13 protein-coding genes are annotated in these 15,059 nt (G+C 72.2%); 2 read left to right on the forward strand and 11 right to left on the reverse strand.

What is annotated here, in order from left to right:
• Together VFH10_RS10620 and VFH10_RS10625 are read right to left on the reverse strand one after the other, a co-directional pair.
• A partial coding sequence (locus VFH10_RS10620; protein ID WP_325128284.1) for a chorismate-binding protein occupies positions 1–1,099 on the reverse strand: 1,099 nt, incomplete at its 3' end.
• A gap of 44 nt (positions 1,100–1,143) precedes the next feature.
• On the reverse strand, positions 1,144–3,312 hold the full coding sequence (locus VFH10_RS10625; RefSeq protein ID WP_325128286.1) for a HelD family protein: 2,169 nt from the start codon (positions 3,310–3,312) through the stop codon (positions 1,144–1,146).
• Positions 3,313–3,529: 217 nt separating this feature from the next.
• On the opposite strand from VFH10_RS10625, the gene VFH10_RS10630 reads away from it, so the two are divergent.
• Positions 3,530–3,784 carry a hypothetical protein gene (locus tag VFH10_RS10630; RefSeq protein WP_325128288.1) on the forward strand — a complete coding sequence of 85 codons (255 nt, stop codon included), beginning with the start codon at positions 3,530–3,532 and terminating at the stop codon, positions 3,782–3,784.
• Positions 3,785–3,914: 130 nt separating this feature from the next.
• On the opposite strand, the gene VFH10_RS10635 is transcribed toward VFH10_RS10630, so the two are convergent.
• On the reverse strand, positions 3,915–4,373 hold the full coding sequence (locus VFH10_RS10635; RefSeq protein WP_325128290.1) for a DUF1801 domain-containing protein: 459 nt from the start codon (positions 4,371–4,373) through the stop codon (positions 3,915–3,917).
• A gap of 83 nt (positions 4,374–4,456) precedes the next feature.
• Between VFH10_RS10635 and VFH10_RS10640 the strand changes: the two genes are divergently transcribed.
• A complete protein-coding gene (locus VFH10_RS10640) occupies positions 4,457–5,029 on the forward strand; it encodes a hypothetical protein (protein ID WP_325128292.1) in 573 nt (190 codons plus the stop codon).
• A 4-nt stretch (positions 5,030–5,033) separates the two neighbouring features.
• Here the strand turns inward: VFH10_RS10640 and VFH10_RS10645 are convergent, their stop codons facing one another.
• The 8 genes from VFH10_RS10645 to VFH10_RS10680 are packed head-to-tail and all read right to left on the reverse strand — an operon-like array spanning position 5,034 to position 15,050.
• Positions 5,034–5,795 carry an enoyl-CoA hydratase-related protein gene (locus tag VFH10_RS10645; RefSeq protein ID WP_325128294.1) on the reverse strand — a complete coding sequence of 254 codons (762 nt, stop codon included), beginning with the start codon at positions 5,793–5,795 and terminating at the stop codon, positions 5,034–5,036.
• Positions 5,796–5,805: 10 nt separating this feature from the next.
• Positions 5,806–6,981 carry an acyl-CoA dehydrogenase family protein gene (locus VFH10_RS10650; protein ID WP_325128296.1) on the reverse strand — a complete coding sequence of 392 codons (1,176 nt, stop codon included), beginning with the start codon at positions 6,979–6,981 and terminating at the stop codon, positions 5,806–5,808.
• Entirely contained in the window at positions 6,978–8,921 is a 1,944-nt protein-coding gene (locus tag VFH10_RS10655) for an acetyl/propionyl/methylcrotonyl-CoA carboxylase subunit alpha (protein WP_325128298.1), read from the reverse strand. Before VFH10_RS10655 ends, VFH10_RS10650 begins: the two co-directional genes overlap by 4 nt.
• Positions 8,922–8,964: 43 nt before the next feature.
• Positions 8,965–10,536, reverse strand: coding sequence for an acyl-CoA carboxylase subunit beta (locus VFH10_RS10660; protein WP_325128300.1), 1,572 nt, complete (start codon positions 10,534–10,536; stop codon positions 8,965–8,967).
• The gene (locus tag VFH10_RS10665; RefSeq protein WP_325128302.1) at positions 10,533–11,753 is read right to left on the reverse strand and encodes an acyl-CoA dehydrogenase family protein; all 1,221 of its coding nucleotides are present in this window, start codon (positions 11,751–11,753) and stop codon (positions 10,533–10,535) included. Before VFH10_RS10665 ends, VFH10_RS10660 begins: the two co-directional genes overlap by 4 nt.
• Positions 11,750–13,561: an acyclic terpene utilization AtuA family protein gene (locus tag VFH10_RS10670; RefSeq protein ID WP_325128305.1), complete on the reverse strand. Its 1,812-nt coding sequence runs from the start codon at positions 13,559–13,561 to the stop codon at positions 11,750–11,752. Before VFH10_RS10670 ends, VFH10_RS10665 begins: the two co-directional genes overlap by 4 nt.
• The gene (locus VFH10_RS10675; RefSeq protein ID WP_325128306.1) at positions 13,558–14,358 is read right to left on the reverse strand and encodes a TIGR03084 family metal-binding protein; all 801 of its coding nucleotides are present in this window, start codon (positions 14,356–14,358) and stop codon (positions 13,558–13,560) included. The genes VFH10_RS10670 and VFH10_RS10675 overlap by 4 nt, the downstream gene beginning before the upstream one ends.
• Positions 14,355–15,050 carry a TetR/AcrR family transcriptional regulator gene (locus tag VFH10_RS10680; RefSeq protein WP_325128308.1) on the reverse strand — a complete coding sequence of 232 codons (696 nt, stop codon included), beginning with the start codon at positions 15,048–15,050 and terminating at the stop codon, positions 14,355–14,357. The genes VFH10_RS10675 and VFH10_RS10680 overlap by 4 nt, the downstream gene beginning before the upstream one ends.
• Positions 15,051–15,059: the final 9 nt, after the last annotated feature.

Consider the following 15,059-nt stretch of genomic DNA (forward strand, 5'->3'; position numbering starts at 1 on the left):
TGCGGATCACGATCGGGCTGTCGATGATCGGCAGCCCGTCTTCGTCCCGGCCGATCACCGCGAGCGCGGCGCCGTAGTAGCCGCGGCCCTCCGGCTCGTACTGCTTGATCAGCCGGCACGCGTTCTCCACCGGCGAGCCGGTCACCGTGGCGGCGTACATCGTGTCGCGCAGGATCTCGCGGGGGTCGCGGTCGCTGCGGCCGGCGAGGAGGTACTCGGTGTGGATCAGGTGGGTCATCGGCTTGAGGAAGGGTCCGAGCACCTGGCCACCCTCGTGGCAGATGTCGCACATCATCTTCAGCTCCTCGTCGACGACCATGAAGAGCTCGTAGATCTCCTTCTCGTCGCGCAGGAACGCCAGCAGGTCACGCCTGAGGTCCGCGGCCGGCTCCCCGTCCGGGCTGGTGACCGGGCTGGCCGGCAGCCGGAAGGTGCCGCTGATCGGGTTCATCCGGACGTCCCCGCCGTCGGGGCCGCCGTGCACGCTGACGTGCCGCTCGGGGCTGGCGCCGACGAGGTAGCGGTCGCCGGTGAAGAACAGGAAGGTCCAGTAGGCGCCGCGCTCACGCTCCAGCAGCCGCCGGTACACGGTCAGCGCGACGTCCGGCGTCCAGTCGGCGAGGACGGCGCGGTAGTGCCGCCCGACCACCAGGTTGGCGCCCTCGCCGCAGCCGATCTCGTCGTCGATGATCGCCTCGACGGTCTTGGCGTACTTGTCGTCGTCGACGTCGAAACCACCACGGTCGGTGAACTCGACAGGTACGTCGGGGAGCAGCTCGAGAGCCTCGGCGACCGAGATCTCCCACTCGTCCTCGACGTCGACGACCACCAGCGGGGTGCCGTCGTCATGGGCCTCGAAGCCGCGCTCGGTGACCTGGCGGAACGGCACCGCGACCAGGCGGTCGCACCGGCGGCCGAGCTCCGGCGGACCCTCCTCCAGAGGGATGTCGAGGATCGACTCCGCCACCCAGGGCCGGCCGCCGACCAGCCCGATGGTGTCGCGGTCCCCGACCCGGGTCGACCGGCGGATCAGGGCCCACGCCTCGTGTCCCATCACCGCGTCGAGCGCGGCCCGGGGCGTCGTCGCGGCATCGGCCATGGCCGGAAGCCTACGACGCCACGGCGCCGCACCGGCCCGGCGTATCAGGCGCTGACGGTGACCATCCGCTGGGTGGCCCGGGTCAGCACGACGTACAGGGTGGACCGACCGGTGGCCGACTCCCGCTCGATCTCGTCGGGCTGCACGACGACGATGCCGTCGAACTCGAGGCCCTTGGTGTCGAGTCCGGTGAGCACGACGATCCGGGCGTCGTTGCGACCCTCGCCGCGGATGGCGCCCGCGAACTCGGGCCAGGACTCGAGCCAGCCGGTGACCTCGGCGCGCCGGTCGACGGGGACCACGACCGCGATCGTGCCCTCGACTCCCCCGGCGAGCTCGGTGACCGCCGCGCGCACCCCGCCGTGGAGGTCGTCCACGCGGCGCTCCTCCGGGGCTATCCCGGTCGACCGCACCGCGTTGGGCAGGTCGGCGTCGAGACCCACGCGCCCGGCGTACGCCGCGGCGAAGTCGTAGATCTCCTTGCTGTTGCGGTAGTTGGTCGACAGGTGGAAGTCGTGACGGGCCTTGTCGCCGAGCGCCTCCTCCCGCGCCGCGGCGGCCTCGGCCGGCACCGGCCAGGAGGACTGCGCCGGGTCGCCGACGATGGTCCAGGTCGCGGCGCGCCCGCGCCGGCCGACCATCCGCCATTGCATCGGGGTGAGGTCCTGCGCCTCGTCGACCAGCACGTGCGCGTAGCCGTCGTCCTCCGTGCGTGTCATCGCACGGCCGCGGGAGAACTCCCGGTCGGTGATCGTGGTCAGCTCGGGCATGTTCTCGTCGACCAGGTGCGCCAGCGGGTCGTCCTCGTGGGGGTGCTCCGGGGCGTCGCCGAGCAGGTAGCGCACCTCGTCGAGGAGCGCGACGTCCTCGACCGACCAGTCGCCCCCGTCGCGGTCCTTCCACGACTTGCTGAGCAGCGCCAGCTCGTCGTGGCTCAGCACCCCCTCGCCGACCCGGCCGAGCAGCTCGGGGTCGCGCAACCAGCCGAGCACGTCGGTCGCGTCGAGGGCCGGCCACCAGGACAGCGCGAACTCGACGAATGCCGAGTCGCCCAGCATCGTGTCGACGAACTCCTCCTTGCCGCGCTCGCGGCCACGCTCGCCGCGGACCTGCCGCCAGAGCGCGTCGAGCAGTGTTGCGGCGACCCGCGGGATCTGCCGGTTGCGCTTGCCCTGCGAGAGCAGCTGCCGGCGGAGCCGGTTGAGGTCCCGACCGGACAGCACCAGGGTGTCGTCGCGGTAGAAGACCCGGAACTCGCGCGGCGCTCCGGGGACGGCCTGCCGTGCGGCCCGGCGCATCAGCTCGGCCATCCGGGCGGCGCCCTTGACGTCGGCGACGGCCGGGGCGTCGTGGCGGGTGCCCTTCACGCCGTCGACCACCTCGCCCAGCGACCGCAGCGCCACCGCGGTCTCGCCGAGCGACGGCAGCACCCGCTCGATGTAGCGCATGAAGACGCCCGACGGACCCACGACCAGCACGCCGCCGGTCTCGTAGCGGCGGCGGTCGGAGTAGAGCAGGTACGCCGCACGGTGCAGCGCGACCACGGTCTTGCCGGTGCCGGGACCCCCGGTGATGGTGACGACGCCCTTGCTGGGCGCCCGGATCGCCAGGTCCTGCTCGGCCTGGATGGTGGCCACGATGGAGTGCATGGTGCGGTCGCGCGCCCGGGACAGCTGCGCCATCAGGGCGCCCTCGCCGACCACCGGCAGGGCGTCTGCGGCCGGGTGGTCGGGGTCGAGGAGGTCGTCCTCCACGGCGGTCACCCTGGCGCCCGCGCACCGCAGGACGCGCCGTCGTACGACGCCCTGGGGGTCCGCCGCCGTAGCCTGGTAGAAGACGGCCGCGGCCGGTGCGCGCCAGTCGACCAGCATCGAGTCGCGGTTCTCGTCACGCAGGCCGATCCGGCCGACGTAGCGGGGACCGTCGCCCTGGCTGATGGAGTCGTCGAGGTCGAGCCGCCCGAACACCAGCCCCTCGTGGGCGGCGTTGAGGGTGGCGATCCGCTTGGCCGCCTGGAACACCATCGCGTCCCGCTCGACGAGACCGCCCTCGTGGCCGAGGCTGCCGCGGCCGTAGCCCTCCTTGGCGAGCGCCTGGGCCTGCTGGGTCGACAGCTCGAGCTGCCGGTAGACGCGGTCGACGAACTCCTGCTCGGAGGCGATCTCCTGCAGGGCTACGTCGTCGCGTGCGACATCGACGGACAAGTCGTTCACCGTTCCTGGGTGCTGCGGGTGTGCGAATCAGGCAAGTCGGTAATCCTACAACCGTGACCGAGCGCCCTCGGCGGGTTTCCCGACACGGTGCGGGTGACCGGGGCCCGGAAGGTCATGCCGGTGAACCCTCGGCCGTCGCGCAGCGGGCCCCGGGGTTTTCCGGCGTGGCCTAATCTGCAAGTACACCGTCCGGGTGCTGTGTCGCAGGGAGCCCGCCATGACACCGATGATCCTGCTCCTCCTCGTGGTCGTCGCCGGCGTCGCCGGTTTCTCGATGGGTCGCAACGCCGCCGGCCAGTCCGCGGTCGACGCGGCCTCGCTCGACCGGATGCGCCACGAGACCGCGGCGCTGCGAGAGCTGGTGTCCCGGATCAAGGACACCGCCTGGGACCACCGGGAGCTGGACTCGCCGCTCTCCACGATCGTGATCGACGAGATCCGGGCCTACGAGAAGAAGGAGCTCGGCCCCTGACCGTCCTCTGCCCTCCGATGTCGGTATGCGTCGCGTGGTCCCCACGTCACGGTTCGGCTACCGATATCGGTAGCTCGGGGGTGGTCCCCAGATCACGGTCGAGCTACCGACATCGGTGGGGGTACGACGGTCAGCGGCCCTTGGCGGTCGCCGCGCGGGAGGCTTCGTACCGGGCGATGTAGGCGTCGGGCGGCACCCTTCGGATCACCTCTCCGATCACGTCGAGCGGCACCTGGTCGAGCCGCTTGAAGCGCACGCACGACTTGCCCATGTCGAGCTTGAGCCCCCGCTCGTCGTACTGCTGCCGGAACCACTCCTCGAGTCCCTCGTCGGCGTAGACGCCCAGCAGGTAGAGCGACATGTAGTTCTTCTGGGACGCGAGCGCGGCCACCCCGAGCGGTTGCCCGTTGTAGGTGTCGGGGTAGTCCTCGAGCGGGATGACCCAGCTGATCATCCCGGAGGCGATCACCTCGTCGTACCCCTCCGGGAGGTGCTCGTTGACCACGTCGCGGACGGCGCTGATCGCCTCACGGCGCTCGGCGGGCAGCTCGTCGAGGTACTCCTCGACCAGGGAGGCATCGCTTCTCATGCGCCAAGTATCACGCGGACAGCCACCAACCTCATCCCCTGAGGGCGCCCGGAGGTGGGCGCCGACTGACCAAGGGGGAAATCGTGCGCAACTCCATCCGTCTCGCCGCTGCCGGCACCGCAGCGGCGTGCATCCTCGTCCCGGCAGGGCCGGCAGCCGCGCAGGAGCACGTGCAGCCCGACCGTCGCGACGACCTGTCGCGGGTCCTGTGGGACTCCGACGTCTCCGTTCCGGCCCCGGGACGCCGGTACGCCGACGTCGTCCGCACCCGGTTCGACCACCGCGACGACCGGGTCGTGGTCCGGGCGTCGTTCGTCGAGCTGGCGCGGGCCGGGACGTTGTTCGCCGGCGTCGAGACGCGTACGCCGAGCGGCCGGGAGACGTTCACGGTCATGGCGACCGGGCGGGACCGCGCCGGCTTCCTGTTCCAGGAGAGGAAGCACGCCTGCCCGGTCGGCATCCGGATCGACTACGCCGCCGACCACCTGCGGGTGGCCGTCCCGCGATCGTGCCTCGGCGACCCGGACTGGGTGCAGCTCCGGTTCGGCGCGTCGGTGATGCAGCGCGACGGCGACGAGATCATCGACAACTCCGGGGCGCCGCGGTTCGGCAACCGCTCGCCGCACCCGTGGACCCCGCGGCTGCGTGCCGGCTGAGGCCTCAGCCCTTCTTCCGGTTCAGGAACGCGAGCATCGCGGCCTTCGCCTCGTCGGAACCGAACAGCCGCGCCGACAGGGCGGCCAGGTCGGCACCGTGACGGTCGATCCGCTCGACGAGCGGCCGGCCGACCAGGGCCTTGGTCTCACGCAGTCCCTGCGGGTTGCCCTTGGCGAGCGAGGCGCAGATCTCGTCCACCTCGCTGTTGAGCTCGTCCTCGTGCACGGCCAGCGTGACCAGGCCGTGCCTCTCCGCGGCGCGGCCGTCGAACACCTCGCCGGTCAGGAACGTCAGCGCCGCTCCACGGTCGGTCATCCGCGGCAGCACCGACAGCGAGATCGCTGCGGGCGTGAGGCCGAGACGGACCTCGGTGAAGGCGTACGTCGCGTCGGTCGCGCTGACCGCGATGTCGGCCGCGGCCACGATGCCGATGCCGCCGGCCCGGACGCTGCCGTGCACCCGAGCGACCACCGGCTTGGCGAGGGTGGCGATCCGGCGCTGCAGGTCGACCAGCACCCCAGCGGCCTTCTCCATGCCCTCCCCGCTGGCCTCGGAGAGGTCCGCGCCGGAGCAGAACGTGCGGCCGTCGGCCCGGATCAGCACGACCTTCACGTCGTCATCGGCCTCGGCACGCTCGAGCCCCGCGAGCAGCTCCCCGACGAGCTGCTTCGACAGCGCGTTGCGGTTGTGCTGGCTGTCCAGCACCAGGCTCGCGACGTGGTCGTCGACGCGGTAGTGGACCAGCTCGTCGTACTCGTCGCTCACGTGTTCTCCCTCAGTAGGACTTCGGCAGGCCCAGCGAGTGCATGCCCACGTAGTTCAGGATCATCTCCCGCGTGACCGGGGCGATCCGGCCGGCCCGGGCGGCGACCAGCAAACCGGCCACACCGTACTCCTGGGTGATCCCGTTGCCGCCGTGTGCCTGGACGGCCCGGTCGGCGGCGTCGCAGGCCGCCTCCGCGGCGGCGTACTTCGCCATGTTCGCCGCCTCCCCCGAACCCACGTCGTCGCCCGCGTCGTGCAGCGCGGCCGCCTTCTGGGTCATCAGCCGGGCCAGCTCGATCTCGATCTTCGACTGCGCCAGCGGGTGCGCGAGTCCCTGGTGGGTGCCGATCGGGGCACCGAAGACCTCGCGCTGCTTCACGTAGGCGACCGCCTTGTCGAGGGCGTAACGGGCCAGACCGGTGGAGAACGACGCCGCCATGATCCGCTCCGGGTTGAGGCCCGCGAACAGCTGGACCAGGCCCGCATCCTCGTCGCCGACCAGTGCGTCGGCCGGCAGTCTCACGTCGTCGATGAAGACGGTGAACTGCTGCTCGGGGCTGACGATCTCCATCGCGATCGGCTGGTACTCGAAGCCGGGAGCGTCGGTGGGCACGACGAACAGGCAGGGCTTGAGCCTGCCGCTGCGCGCGTCCTCGGTGCGGGCGACCACGAGCACGTTGTCGGCCTCGTCGACGCCTGAGATGTAGATCTTGCGGCCGTCGAGCACCCAGCCCGCCTCGGTACGGCGCGCGGTGGTGGTGATGTTGTGGGAGTTGGTGCCGGCGTCGGGCTCGGTGATCGCGAACGCCATGGTGGCGGTCCCGTCGGCGATCCCGGGCAGCCACCGCCGCTTCTGCTCGTCGGTGCCGAAGCGGCTGATGACCGTGCCGCAGATCGCGGGCGAGACCACCATCATCAGCAGCGGGCAGCCCTGCGCCGCGAGCTCCTCGCAGACAGCCGCCACGTCGCCGATGCCGCCGCCACCCCCGCCGTACTCCTCGGGGATGTTGATCCCGAGGTAGCCGTGCTTGCCGATCTCCAACCACAGGTCAGTGGTCTTCCCGCCGCTGCGCGCCTGCTGCACGAAGTAGTCCCGGCCGTAGCCGCTGGCCAGCTTCGCCACCGCCTGTCGAAGCGCTCGCCGCTCCTCGCTCTCGCTGAACGCGGGCTGCACTGTATCGGTCATCGGTCCTCTTCCTCTACGACGGCCAGGACGTCCCCGGCGGCGACCTGGTCGCCGACGGAGACGTTGATCTCGGACACGACGCCGGCGTGCGGCGCGGTGACGGTGTGCTGCATCTTCATCGCCTCGAGCACGAGCACCGGCTGCCCGGCGCCGACCTCGGCGCCCGGTGTGACCGAGACGCTGACGACCGACCCGGGCATCGGGGCGAGCAGCGAGCCCGACGCGACCTGGTCGGCTGGGTCGACGAAGCGCGGGGTACGACGAAGCGCGATGTGCCCGAGTGCGGAGTCGACGTCGACGGAGCGCTCGGTCACGGCGACCGCACAGCGGTGCCGCACGCCGTGGCGCCCGACCACCACGGTCGTCGGGGACGCTTCGACGACGGTCATGGTGCCGTCGGCCGATGCGTAGCCTGCTCCGCCGAGCCACGCCACGACGACCTCGCCGCCGCGGTGCCCGAACAGCGTCGTGTGCGGCGAGGACACCACGTTGCGCCAACCGACGGGGATGCCGCGCTGCACCACGCGCGTGGCGGCACCGTGCTCGGCCAGCGCGACGGCCGCCGCGAAGGCGCTGAGGGCGACGTGGTCGCGCTCGGGCTCCTGGCCCAGCAGCAGCCCGTGCCGGTCGAGGAGGTCGGTGCTCACGTCGCCGGCGCGGAACGCCTCGGCCCGCAGCACCCGGAGCAACAGGTCGCGGTTGGTGGCCACGCCGTGGATCCGGGCGCCGGCCAGCACGCTCGCGAGCAGCCGGACCGCCTCGTCCCGGGTCGGCGCGTGCGCGACCACCTTGGCCAGCATCGCGTCGTAGTGCGTCGTGACGGTGCTGCCCTCGGCGTACCCGGCATCCACACGCACGCCCGGCAGCACCGGGAAATCGAACGCGGTCAGCACACCGCTCTGCGGCTGCCAGTCGCGCGACGGGTCCTCGGCGTAGAGCCGCGCCTCCATCGCATGCCCGCGAGGAGTCAGAACTTCAGGCACCTCACCGGCGTGGCGCTGCACGAGTGACCCCTCGGCCACGCGGAGCTGCTGCTCGACCAGGTCGACGCCGTGCACCAGCTCGGTGACCGGGTGCTCGACCTGCAACCGGGTGTTCATCTCCAAGAACCAGAACTGCTCGTCGGCCGGGTCGAGCAGGAACTCGACGGTGCCGGCCCCGCGGTAGCCGATCGCCTCGGCAGCGGCGCGGGCGGCGGCGTGCAGCGCGCGCCGGGTCGTGTCGGTGAGCCCCGGCGCAGGTGCCTCCTCGACGACCTTCTGGTGGCGGCGCTGCACCGAACAGTCCCGGTCGCCGAAGACGACGACGCCCTCGGCGTCCCCCACGACCTGCACCTCGACGTGCCGGCCGTGCTCGACGAAGCGCTCGACGAAGACCGTCCCGTCGCCGAACGCGGAGAGCGCCTCGGCGGATGCCGCCTCGACGGCGCCGGGCAGGTCGCCGAGGTCGCGCACGACCCGCATGCCGCGCCCGCCACCCCCGGCGGAGGCCTTGACGAGCACCGGCAGGTCGGCGTCGGAGACGGCCGCCGGGTCGAGGTCGGCGAGCAGGGGTACGCCGGCGTCGGCCATCCGCTTCTTGGCCTCGACCTTCGAGCCCATCAGCTCGATCGACTCCGGGTCCGGGCCGACCCAGGCGAGACCGGCGTCGATGACCTTCCGTGCGAAGGCGGCGTTCTCCGACAGGAAGCCGTAGCCGGGGTGCACCGCGTCGGCCCCGGCCGCGAGCGCGGCTTCGACGAGCAGGTCGGGGCGCAGGTAGGTGTCCGCGGGGCTGTCGCCGGGAAGGCGTACGGCGAGGTCGGCCTCGGCGACGTACGGCAGGCCGGCGTCGGCGTCGGCGTGCACGGCCACCGTGCCGATGCCGAGCCGGCGGCAGCTGGCGAACACACGCGAGGCGATCTCGCCGCGGTTGGCGACGAGCAGTCTCTGGATGGTCACGATCTCCCTCTCCTGGCAGGTCTCGACGGGCTCGACCACCGCGTTACATCCGGAAGACACCGAAGCGGTCGGTGCCCTCGATCGGTGCGTTCTCGATGACTGACAGGCAGATGCCGAGCACGGTGCGGGTGTCGCGCGGGTCGATCACGCCGTCGTCGTACACCATCCCGGACAGGAAGAACGGCAGGCTCTGCTCCTCGACCGACTGCTCGACGAAGGCCCGCATCTGCGCGTCGCCCTCGTCGTCGTAGGGCTGGCCCTTCGCCTCGGCCGCCTGACGCGCGACGATCGACAGCACGCCGGCGAGCTGGGCCGGCCCCATCACGGCGGACTTCGCCGACGGCCAGGTGAAGAGGAACCGCGGGTCGTAGGCGCGGCCGCACATGCCGTAGTTGCCGGCGCCGTACGACGCGCCCATCATGATCGAGAGGTGCGGCACGGTGGAGTTGCTGACCGCGTTGATCATCATCGCGCCGTGCTTGATGATGCCGCCCTGCTCGTACTCCTTGCCGACCATGTAGCCGGTGGTGTTGTGCAGGAAGAGCAGGGGTACGTCGATCTGGTTGGCGAGCTGGATGAACTGGGCCGCCTTCTGCGACTCCTCGCTGAACAGCACGCCCTGGGCGTTCGCCAGGATGCCGATCTGCCGGCCGTGCACCTTGGCCCAGCCGGTCACGAGCGACGGCCCGTAGAGCGGCTTGAACTCGTCGAACGCGATCTCGTTGCCGGACCCGACCCCGTCGCAGAGCCTTGCGATCACCTCGCGCGGGTCGAACGGCTCCTTCAGGTCCTCGGGGATCAGGTCGAGCAGCTCGTCGGGATCGTGATCGGGTTCGGCGTACGCCGCGGCCGGCGCGGCGACGGCCTTGCGCCAGTTGAGCCGCGCCACGATCCGCCTGCCGAGCCGGATCGCGTCGGGCTCGTCGACCGCGAGGTAGTCGGCGAGGCCGGACGTGCGCGCGTGCATCTCGGCACCGCCGAGCGACTCGTCGTCGGACTCCTCACCGGTCGCCATCTTCACCAGCGGCGGGCCGCCGAGGAACACCTTCGCCTGCTCCTTCACCATCACGACGTAGTCGCTCATGCCCGGCACGTAGGCGCCGCCCGCGGTGGAGTTGCCGAACACCAGCGCGATCGTCGGCGTCCTGGCCGCGGACGCCTGGGTCAGCCCGCGGAACAGGGCCCCGCCCGGGATGAAGATCTCCTTCTGGGTGGGCAGGTCCGCGCCCCCGGACTCGACGAGGTTGATGCTCGGCAGACGGTTCTCGCGGGCGATCTGAGCCGCGCGCTGCACCTTCTTCAACGTCCACGGGTTGCTCGCGCCGCCACGCACGGTCGGGTCGTTGGCGATCACCATGCACTCGACGCCCTCCACGACGCCGATGCCGGTCACCACCGATGCGCCGACCGCGAAGTCGGACCCCCAGCCCGCGAGCGGGGATAGCTCGAGGAACGCCGACCCTTCGTCGACGAGCAGCTCGATGCGCTCTCGGGCGGTGAGCTTGCCGCGACTGCGGTGCCGCTCGACGTACTTCTCACCGCCTCCGGCGACCGCCTTGGCGTGTTCGGCGTCGAGGGCGGCCAGCTTCTCGAGCATCGCGGCCCTGTTGCTCATGACGCGGCCCCCGATGCTTGCGGTTTGGTCCCCAACGGCAGGTCTTGGGGGTCGGGGCCTGTCGTTGGGGACCAAACGGCATACCCCAGGAGCTTGGCGTTCAGGTCGGTCAGCACCTCGGTGGCTCCTCCTCCGATTCCGAGGATCCGGGCGTCGCGGTAGTGCCGCTCGACCTCGGTCCCGTGCATGTAGCCGCTGCCACCGAACAGCTGGACGGCCTGGCTGACCACCCACTCGGCGCACTCGACGGCGGTCGCCTTGGCGTGCAGGGCCTCCGCCAGCGGGTCCTCCCCGTCGACGAAACGGCGCGCGACCTGACGCGTGTAGGTGCGCGCCACGTCGACCCGGCGGTGCATCTCGACGAGCCGGTGCCGCACCACCTGGTTGGCGAGCAGCGGGCGGCCGAACGTCTCCCGTTCGCGGCAGTACGACGCGGCGAGGTCGAGCGCGCGCTGGGCGATCCCGTACCCGTGCGCGGCGAGCGCGAGCCGCTCGACCACGAACGCCTGCGCGATCTGCGCGAACCCGCCGTTCTCCTCGCCCACGAGGTTGACCGCCGGCACCCGCACGTCGGTGAACGACAGCTCGGCGGTGTCGGAGCAGTGCCAGCCCATCTTCGCCAAGGCCCGGGTCACCTCGAAGCCGGGCAGCCCCTTCTCGATCACCAGCAGGCTGATCCCGCCATAACCGGGGCCACCGGTGCGCACAGCCGTCGTCACGAAGTCGGCGCGCACGCCCGAGGTGATGAACGTCTTCGCACCGTCGACGACGTAGGCGTCGCGCTCGCGTCGTGCGGTGGTGCGCAGGGCGGCGACGTCGGAGCCGCCGCCCGGCTCGGTGATCGCGAGCGCGCCGATCGCCTCGCCGGCCAGGGTCGGCCGCACGAACCGGTCGATCAGGTCGGCGTTGCCGGACGCGATGATGTGTGGCAGCGCGATGCCGCCGGTGAACAGTGCGGCCAGCAGCCCGCTCGACGCGCCGGCGTCGGTGAACGCCTCGGACACCGCGAGCGCGTCGAGGAACGTGCCGCCACTGCCGCCGTACTCCTCCGGGACTCCGAGCCCGAGCAGCCCGAGCTTCGCGGCCTTCAGGTGCAGGTCGCGCGGGACCTCGCCGGCGTCCTCCCACGCCTGCAGGTGCGGCGCGACCTCGGTGCGCACGAACGCCCGCGCCGACTCGCGCAGCGCCTTCTGCTCGTCGGTCCAGAACCCGCTCACTGTGACCTGCCTCCGCTCGGTCGCTTGCTCGTACCTCGCTCGCCTTCCTCGCGAAGAACCCCCTCCGGGATGTCGAGGTGCCGGGACCGCAGCCACTCGCCCAACGCCTTGGCCTGCGGGTCGAACCGGCTCGAAGCCGCCACCCCGTCAGCCAGCAGGCCGTGCAGCACCACGTTGACGCCGCCCAGGTTGGCCAGGGGGTGCACCTCGACGTCGAGCTCCGCGGCCTCCGGCACCAGCCGTCGTACGACGTCCGGGGTGAGGGTCGCGAGCAACCAGGCCACCCGGTCCGGGCGGCGGGCGGCGTCGATCGCCCACAGGCCGACGTTCGCGTCGCCGCCCTTGTCGCCGGAGCGGGCGTGCGCGACCAGCCCCAGCGGCGCCCGTCTCGTCGGCCCGTCCGGGACGTCGGAGGTCGGTGCCTGTCCCACGGCCGCGCGAGGGGTCACCGGTGCAGCGACACGCCGGTGAGGGGCCTGAGTACCTGACTCCTCGCCGGTGGGGCCGGTGACGAAGGTGGCGCTCGGGGCGACGGCGTCGCGGGGGACGTAGCCGGGGCGGTAGACGGCATAGGGGGTCGCGGGTGCGGGGGGCGCGGTGAGGGTGAAGCCGGGGTAGGAACCGAGGGCGAGCTCAACGAGCGGGGCCGTGAAGCCCTTGCCGACGAGGGCCTGGTCGGCGTCGCGGACGGTCACCCGGAGCAGGCAGGAGGCGGCCTCCTCGGTGTCGGCGTCGGCGTGCTCGGTGCGGGCGAGCGACCACTCCAGGTCGGCGGGCCGGCGCCCCGCCAGCGCGGTCTCGACCTGTGCCTTGGCCCACTCCGCCTTGGCGTCGATGTCGAGCCCGGTGAGCACCAGCTCGGCGCTGTTGCGGTAGCCGCCGAGGAAGTTCAGGCACACCTTGAGCGCCTGGGGCGGCGCGGACCCGCGCACCCCGGTGACCCGGACGCGGTCGGGGCCGTCGTCGTCGAGCCGGATGCTGTCGAGGTGCGTGCTGACGTCGGGGCCGACGTAGGTCGGACCCTGCACCTCGTACATCAGCTGGGCCGTCACCGTGTCGACCGTGACCGCGCCCCCGGTGCCGGCGTGCTTGGTGATGACGCACGAGCCGTCGGCCTCGATCTCGGCAACCGGGAAGCCGAGCGGCTCGGTCCCCCCGGAGGCGACCAGGTCGCGGAAGCCGGAGAAGTTCCCGCCCGTCGCCTGGGTGCCGCACTCGACGACGTGCCCCGCGACGGTGGCGCCGGCCAGCGCGTCGTACTCCGTCATCTCCCAGCCGAAGTGCGCGATCGCCGGCCCCACGACGACGGACGCGTCGGTGACCCGGCCGGTGACCACGACGTCCGCTCCCGCGACGAGCGCCTCCGCGATCGCACTGGCGCCCAGGTAGGCGTTGGCCGTCAGCGGCCGGCCGAACCGGTCGTCGACCAATCCCAGGTCGTCGATCCGGGGCCGCAGGTCGTCGCCGTGCACGTACGCGATCGCCGGCGACAGCCCGAGCCCCTTCGCCACCTCGGCCACCCGCTCCGCGAGGCCGCGTGGGTTGAGGCCGCCGGCGTTGGAGACGATCCGGACACCGCTCTCGAGCGCGAGCCCGAGGCAGTCCTCGACCTGGCGCACGAACGTGCGGGCGTAGCCGAGCGTGGGGTCCTTGAGCTGGTCCTTGCCGAGGATCAGCATCGTGAGCTCGGCGAGGTAGTCGCCGGTGAGCACGTCGAGCGCCGGCCCCGCAGGCGGCTCCAGCATCTCCCGCATGGCGGAGAGGCGGTCCCCGTAGAAGCCACTGCAGTTCCCGACCCGGAGCGTCATCGGGCGTCCCGGGGCGGCCGGCCCTCGCCGGTGGGTCCGGCGAACGCCTGGGCGATGTCGAGCCACCGGTCGGCGTCCGGACCTACGGCGACGAGGTCGGTGTCGGCTCGGTGCACGCGCTGGGTGACGAGCAGGGCGAAGTCGTACGCCGAACCGCGCACCGACTGCGCCGCGTCGGCGGGACCGTCCTCGTGCACCCCGCCGCCGGGCAGGACCAGGGAGACGTGGATCGGCTCGCTCGGCACCTCGAGACCGCGGCCGGCGAACGCGAAGCCTCGAGTGCGGATCCCGAGGTGCACCACGTGGCGCACCCGGTCCGCGCGGGGCAGCTCGACGCCGAGCGCGTCGGCGACGTCGCGGGCGTGCGCCCAGGTCTCCATGAACCGGGCGGTCGCCATCGAGGTCGGGCTCATCGGCGGGCCGTACCAGGGCAGCTTCTCGCCGCTCGGGTAGTCACGCAGCGCCTTCTCCAGCTCGGCCCGGGCAGTGCGCCAGCGGTGCAGCAGCTCGTCGTGCGGGGCGGCCGCGCCGCGGGCCGCCTCGACGTCCACGAACCCGTCGGGGTCGGCGAGCGCGGCCAGCACGCTGGCGTCCCACGCGTCCTTGTCGGTGGCCGCCTTGACCGCGGTCTCGTCGGTCCAGGCCAGGTGCGCGATCTGGTGGGCGATATCCCAGCCGGCCGCCGGGGTCGGCGTACGCCAGCCGCCAGTGTCGCTGCCGTCGAGCCCGGCCACCAGGTCGTCTAGCTGGTCACCCTCGGCCCGCAGGTCCGCGAGCACCTCGTCCAGCTTGCTCATCCACGGCTCCTCGAACGATTCGTCTGCGACTTATGGGGTGATTCACGGAGCGCCGTCGCAGACGAGTCTCGACGGGCTCGACCACCGGACAGTCGGGCGTCGAGCACCCGCGCCCACTCGTCGAGGATCCGGCCACGACGAGCGGTGTCGTCGGTGATCGTGTTGGCCAGCCCGAGCCCGCGAACCAGGTCGAGGGTGGCCTGCACCAGCTCGCGCATGCCCGGTTGCGACTCGTCGACTCCGAGGAGCTCCACGGTGTAGCGATGGGTCTCGCGGCCGATGCGCTGCTCGAGCGGGCCGACGGCCTCGTGCAGCGCGGGATCGGTGCGGCCGGCGACCCACAGCTCGAGGGCCGCGGTGAACACCGGGCTGGTGAAGTGGTCGGCCAGCACGCCGAGCACCGCACGGGTGCGACGCCGGCCCGAGGGCAGGCCGTCGGCGGCGGCGCGCAGCTCCACCCCGCGGACCTCCGAGAGGTGCTCGACCGCCGCCAGCACCAGCGCGTTCTTGCTCGGGAAGTGGTGCAGCTGCGCGCCGCGGCTCACCCCGGCTCGCTGCGACACCAGCGTGGTCGACGTACCGCTCCAGCCGCGCTCCACCAGGCACTCGACGGTCGCGTCGAGGAGCCGCTGGCGCATGGCCCGGGTGCGCTCGCCCTGCGGGACGCGGCCGTTGGCCTGGGCGGTGGTCACCGGGCCATC

Source organism: Nocardioides sp., assembly GCF_035697785.1.
Classification (GTDB): domain Bacteria; phylum Actinomycetota; class Actinomycetes; order Propionibacteriales; family Nocardioidaceae; genus Nocardioides_B.

Coding starts and splice junctions, on each gene's coding strand:
- VFH10_RS10635 (WP_325128290.1), bottom strand. CDS start 4,373: ATGAGAAGCGATGCCTCCCTGGTCGAGGAGTACCTCGACGAGCTGCCC.
- VFH10_RS10650 (WP_325128296.1), bottom strand. CDS start 6,981: ATGACCGATACAGTGCAGCCCGCGTTCAGCGAGAGCGAGGAGCGGCGA.
- VFH10_RS10660 (WP_325128300.1), bottom strand. CDS start 10,536: ATGAGCAACAGGGCCGCGATGCTCGAGAAGCTGGCCGCCCTCGACGCC.
- VFH10_RS10670 (WP_325128305.1), bottom strand. CDS start 13,561: ATGACGCTCCGGGTCGGGAACTGCAGTGGCTTCTACGGGGACCGCCTC.
- VFH10_RS10630 (WP_325128288.1), top strand. CDS start 3,530: ATGACACCGATGATCCTGCTCCTCCTCGTGGTCGTCGCCGGCGTCGCC.
- VFH10_RS10675 (WP_325128306.1), bottom strand. CDS start 14,358: ATGAGCAAGCTGGACGAGGTGCTCGCGGACCTGCGGGCCGAGGGTGAC.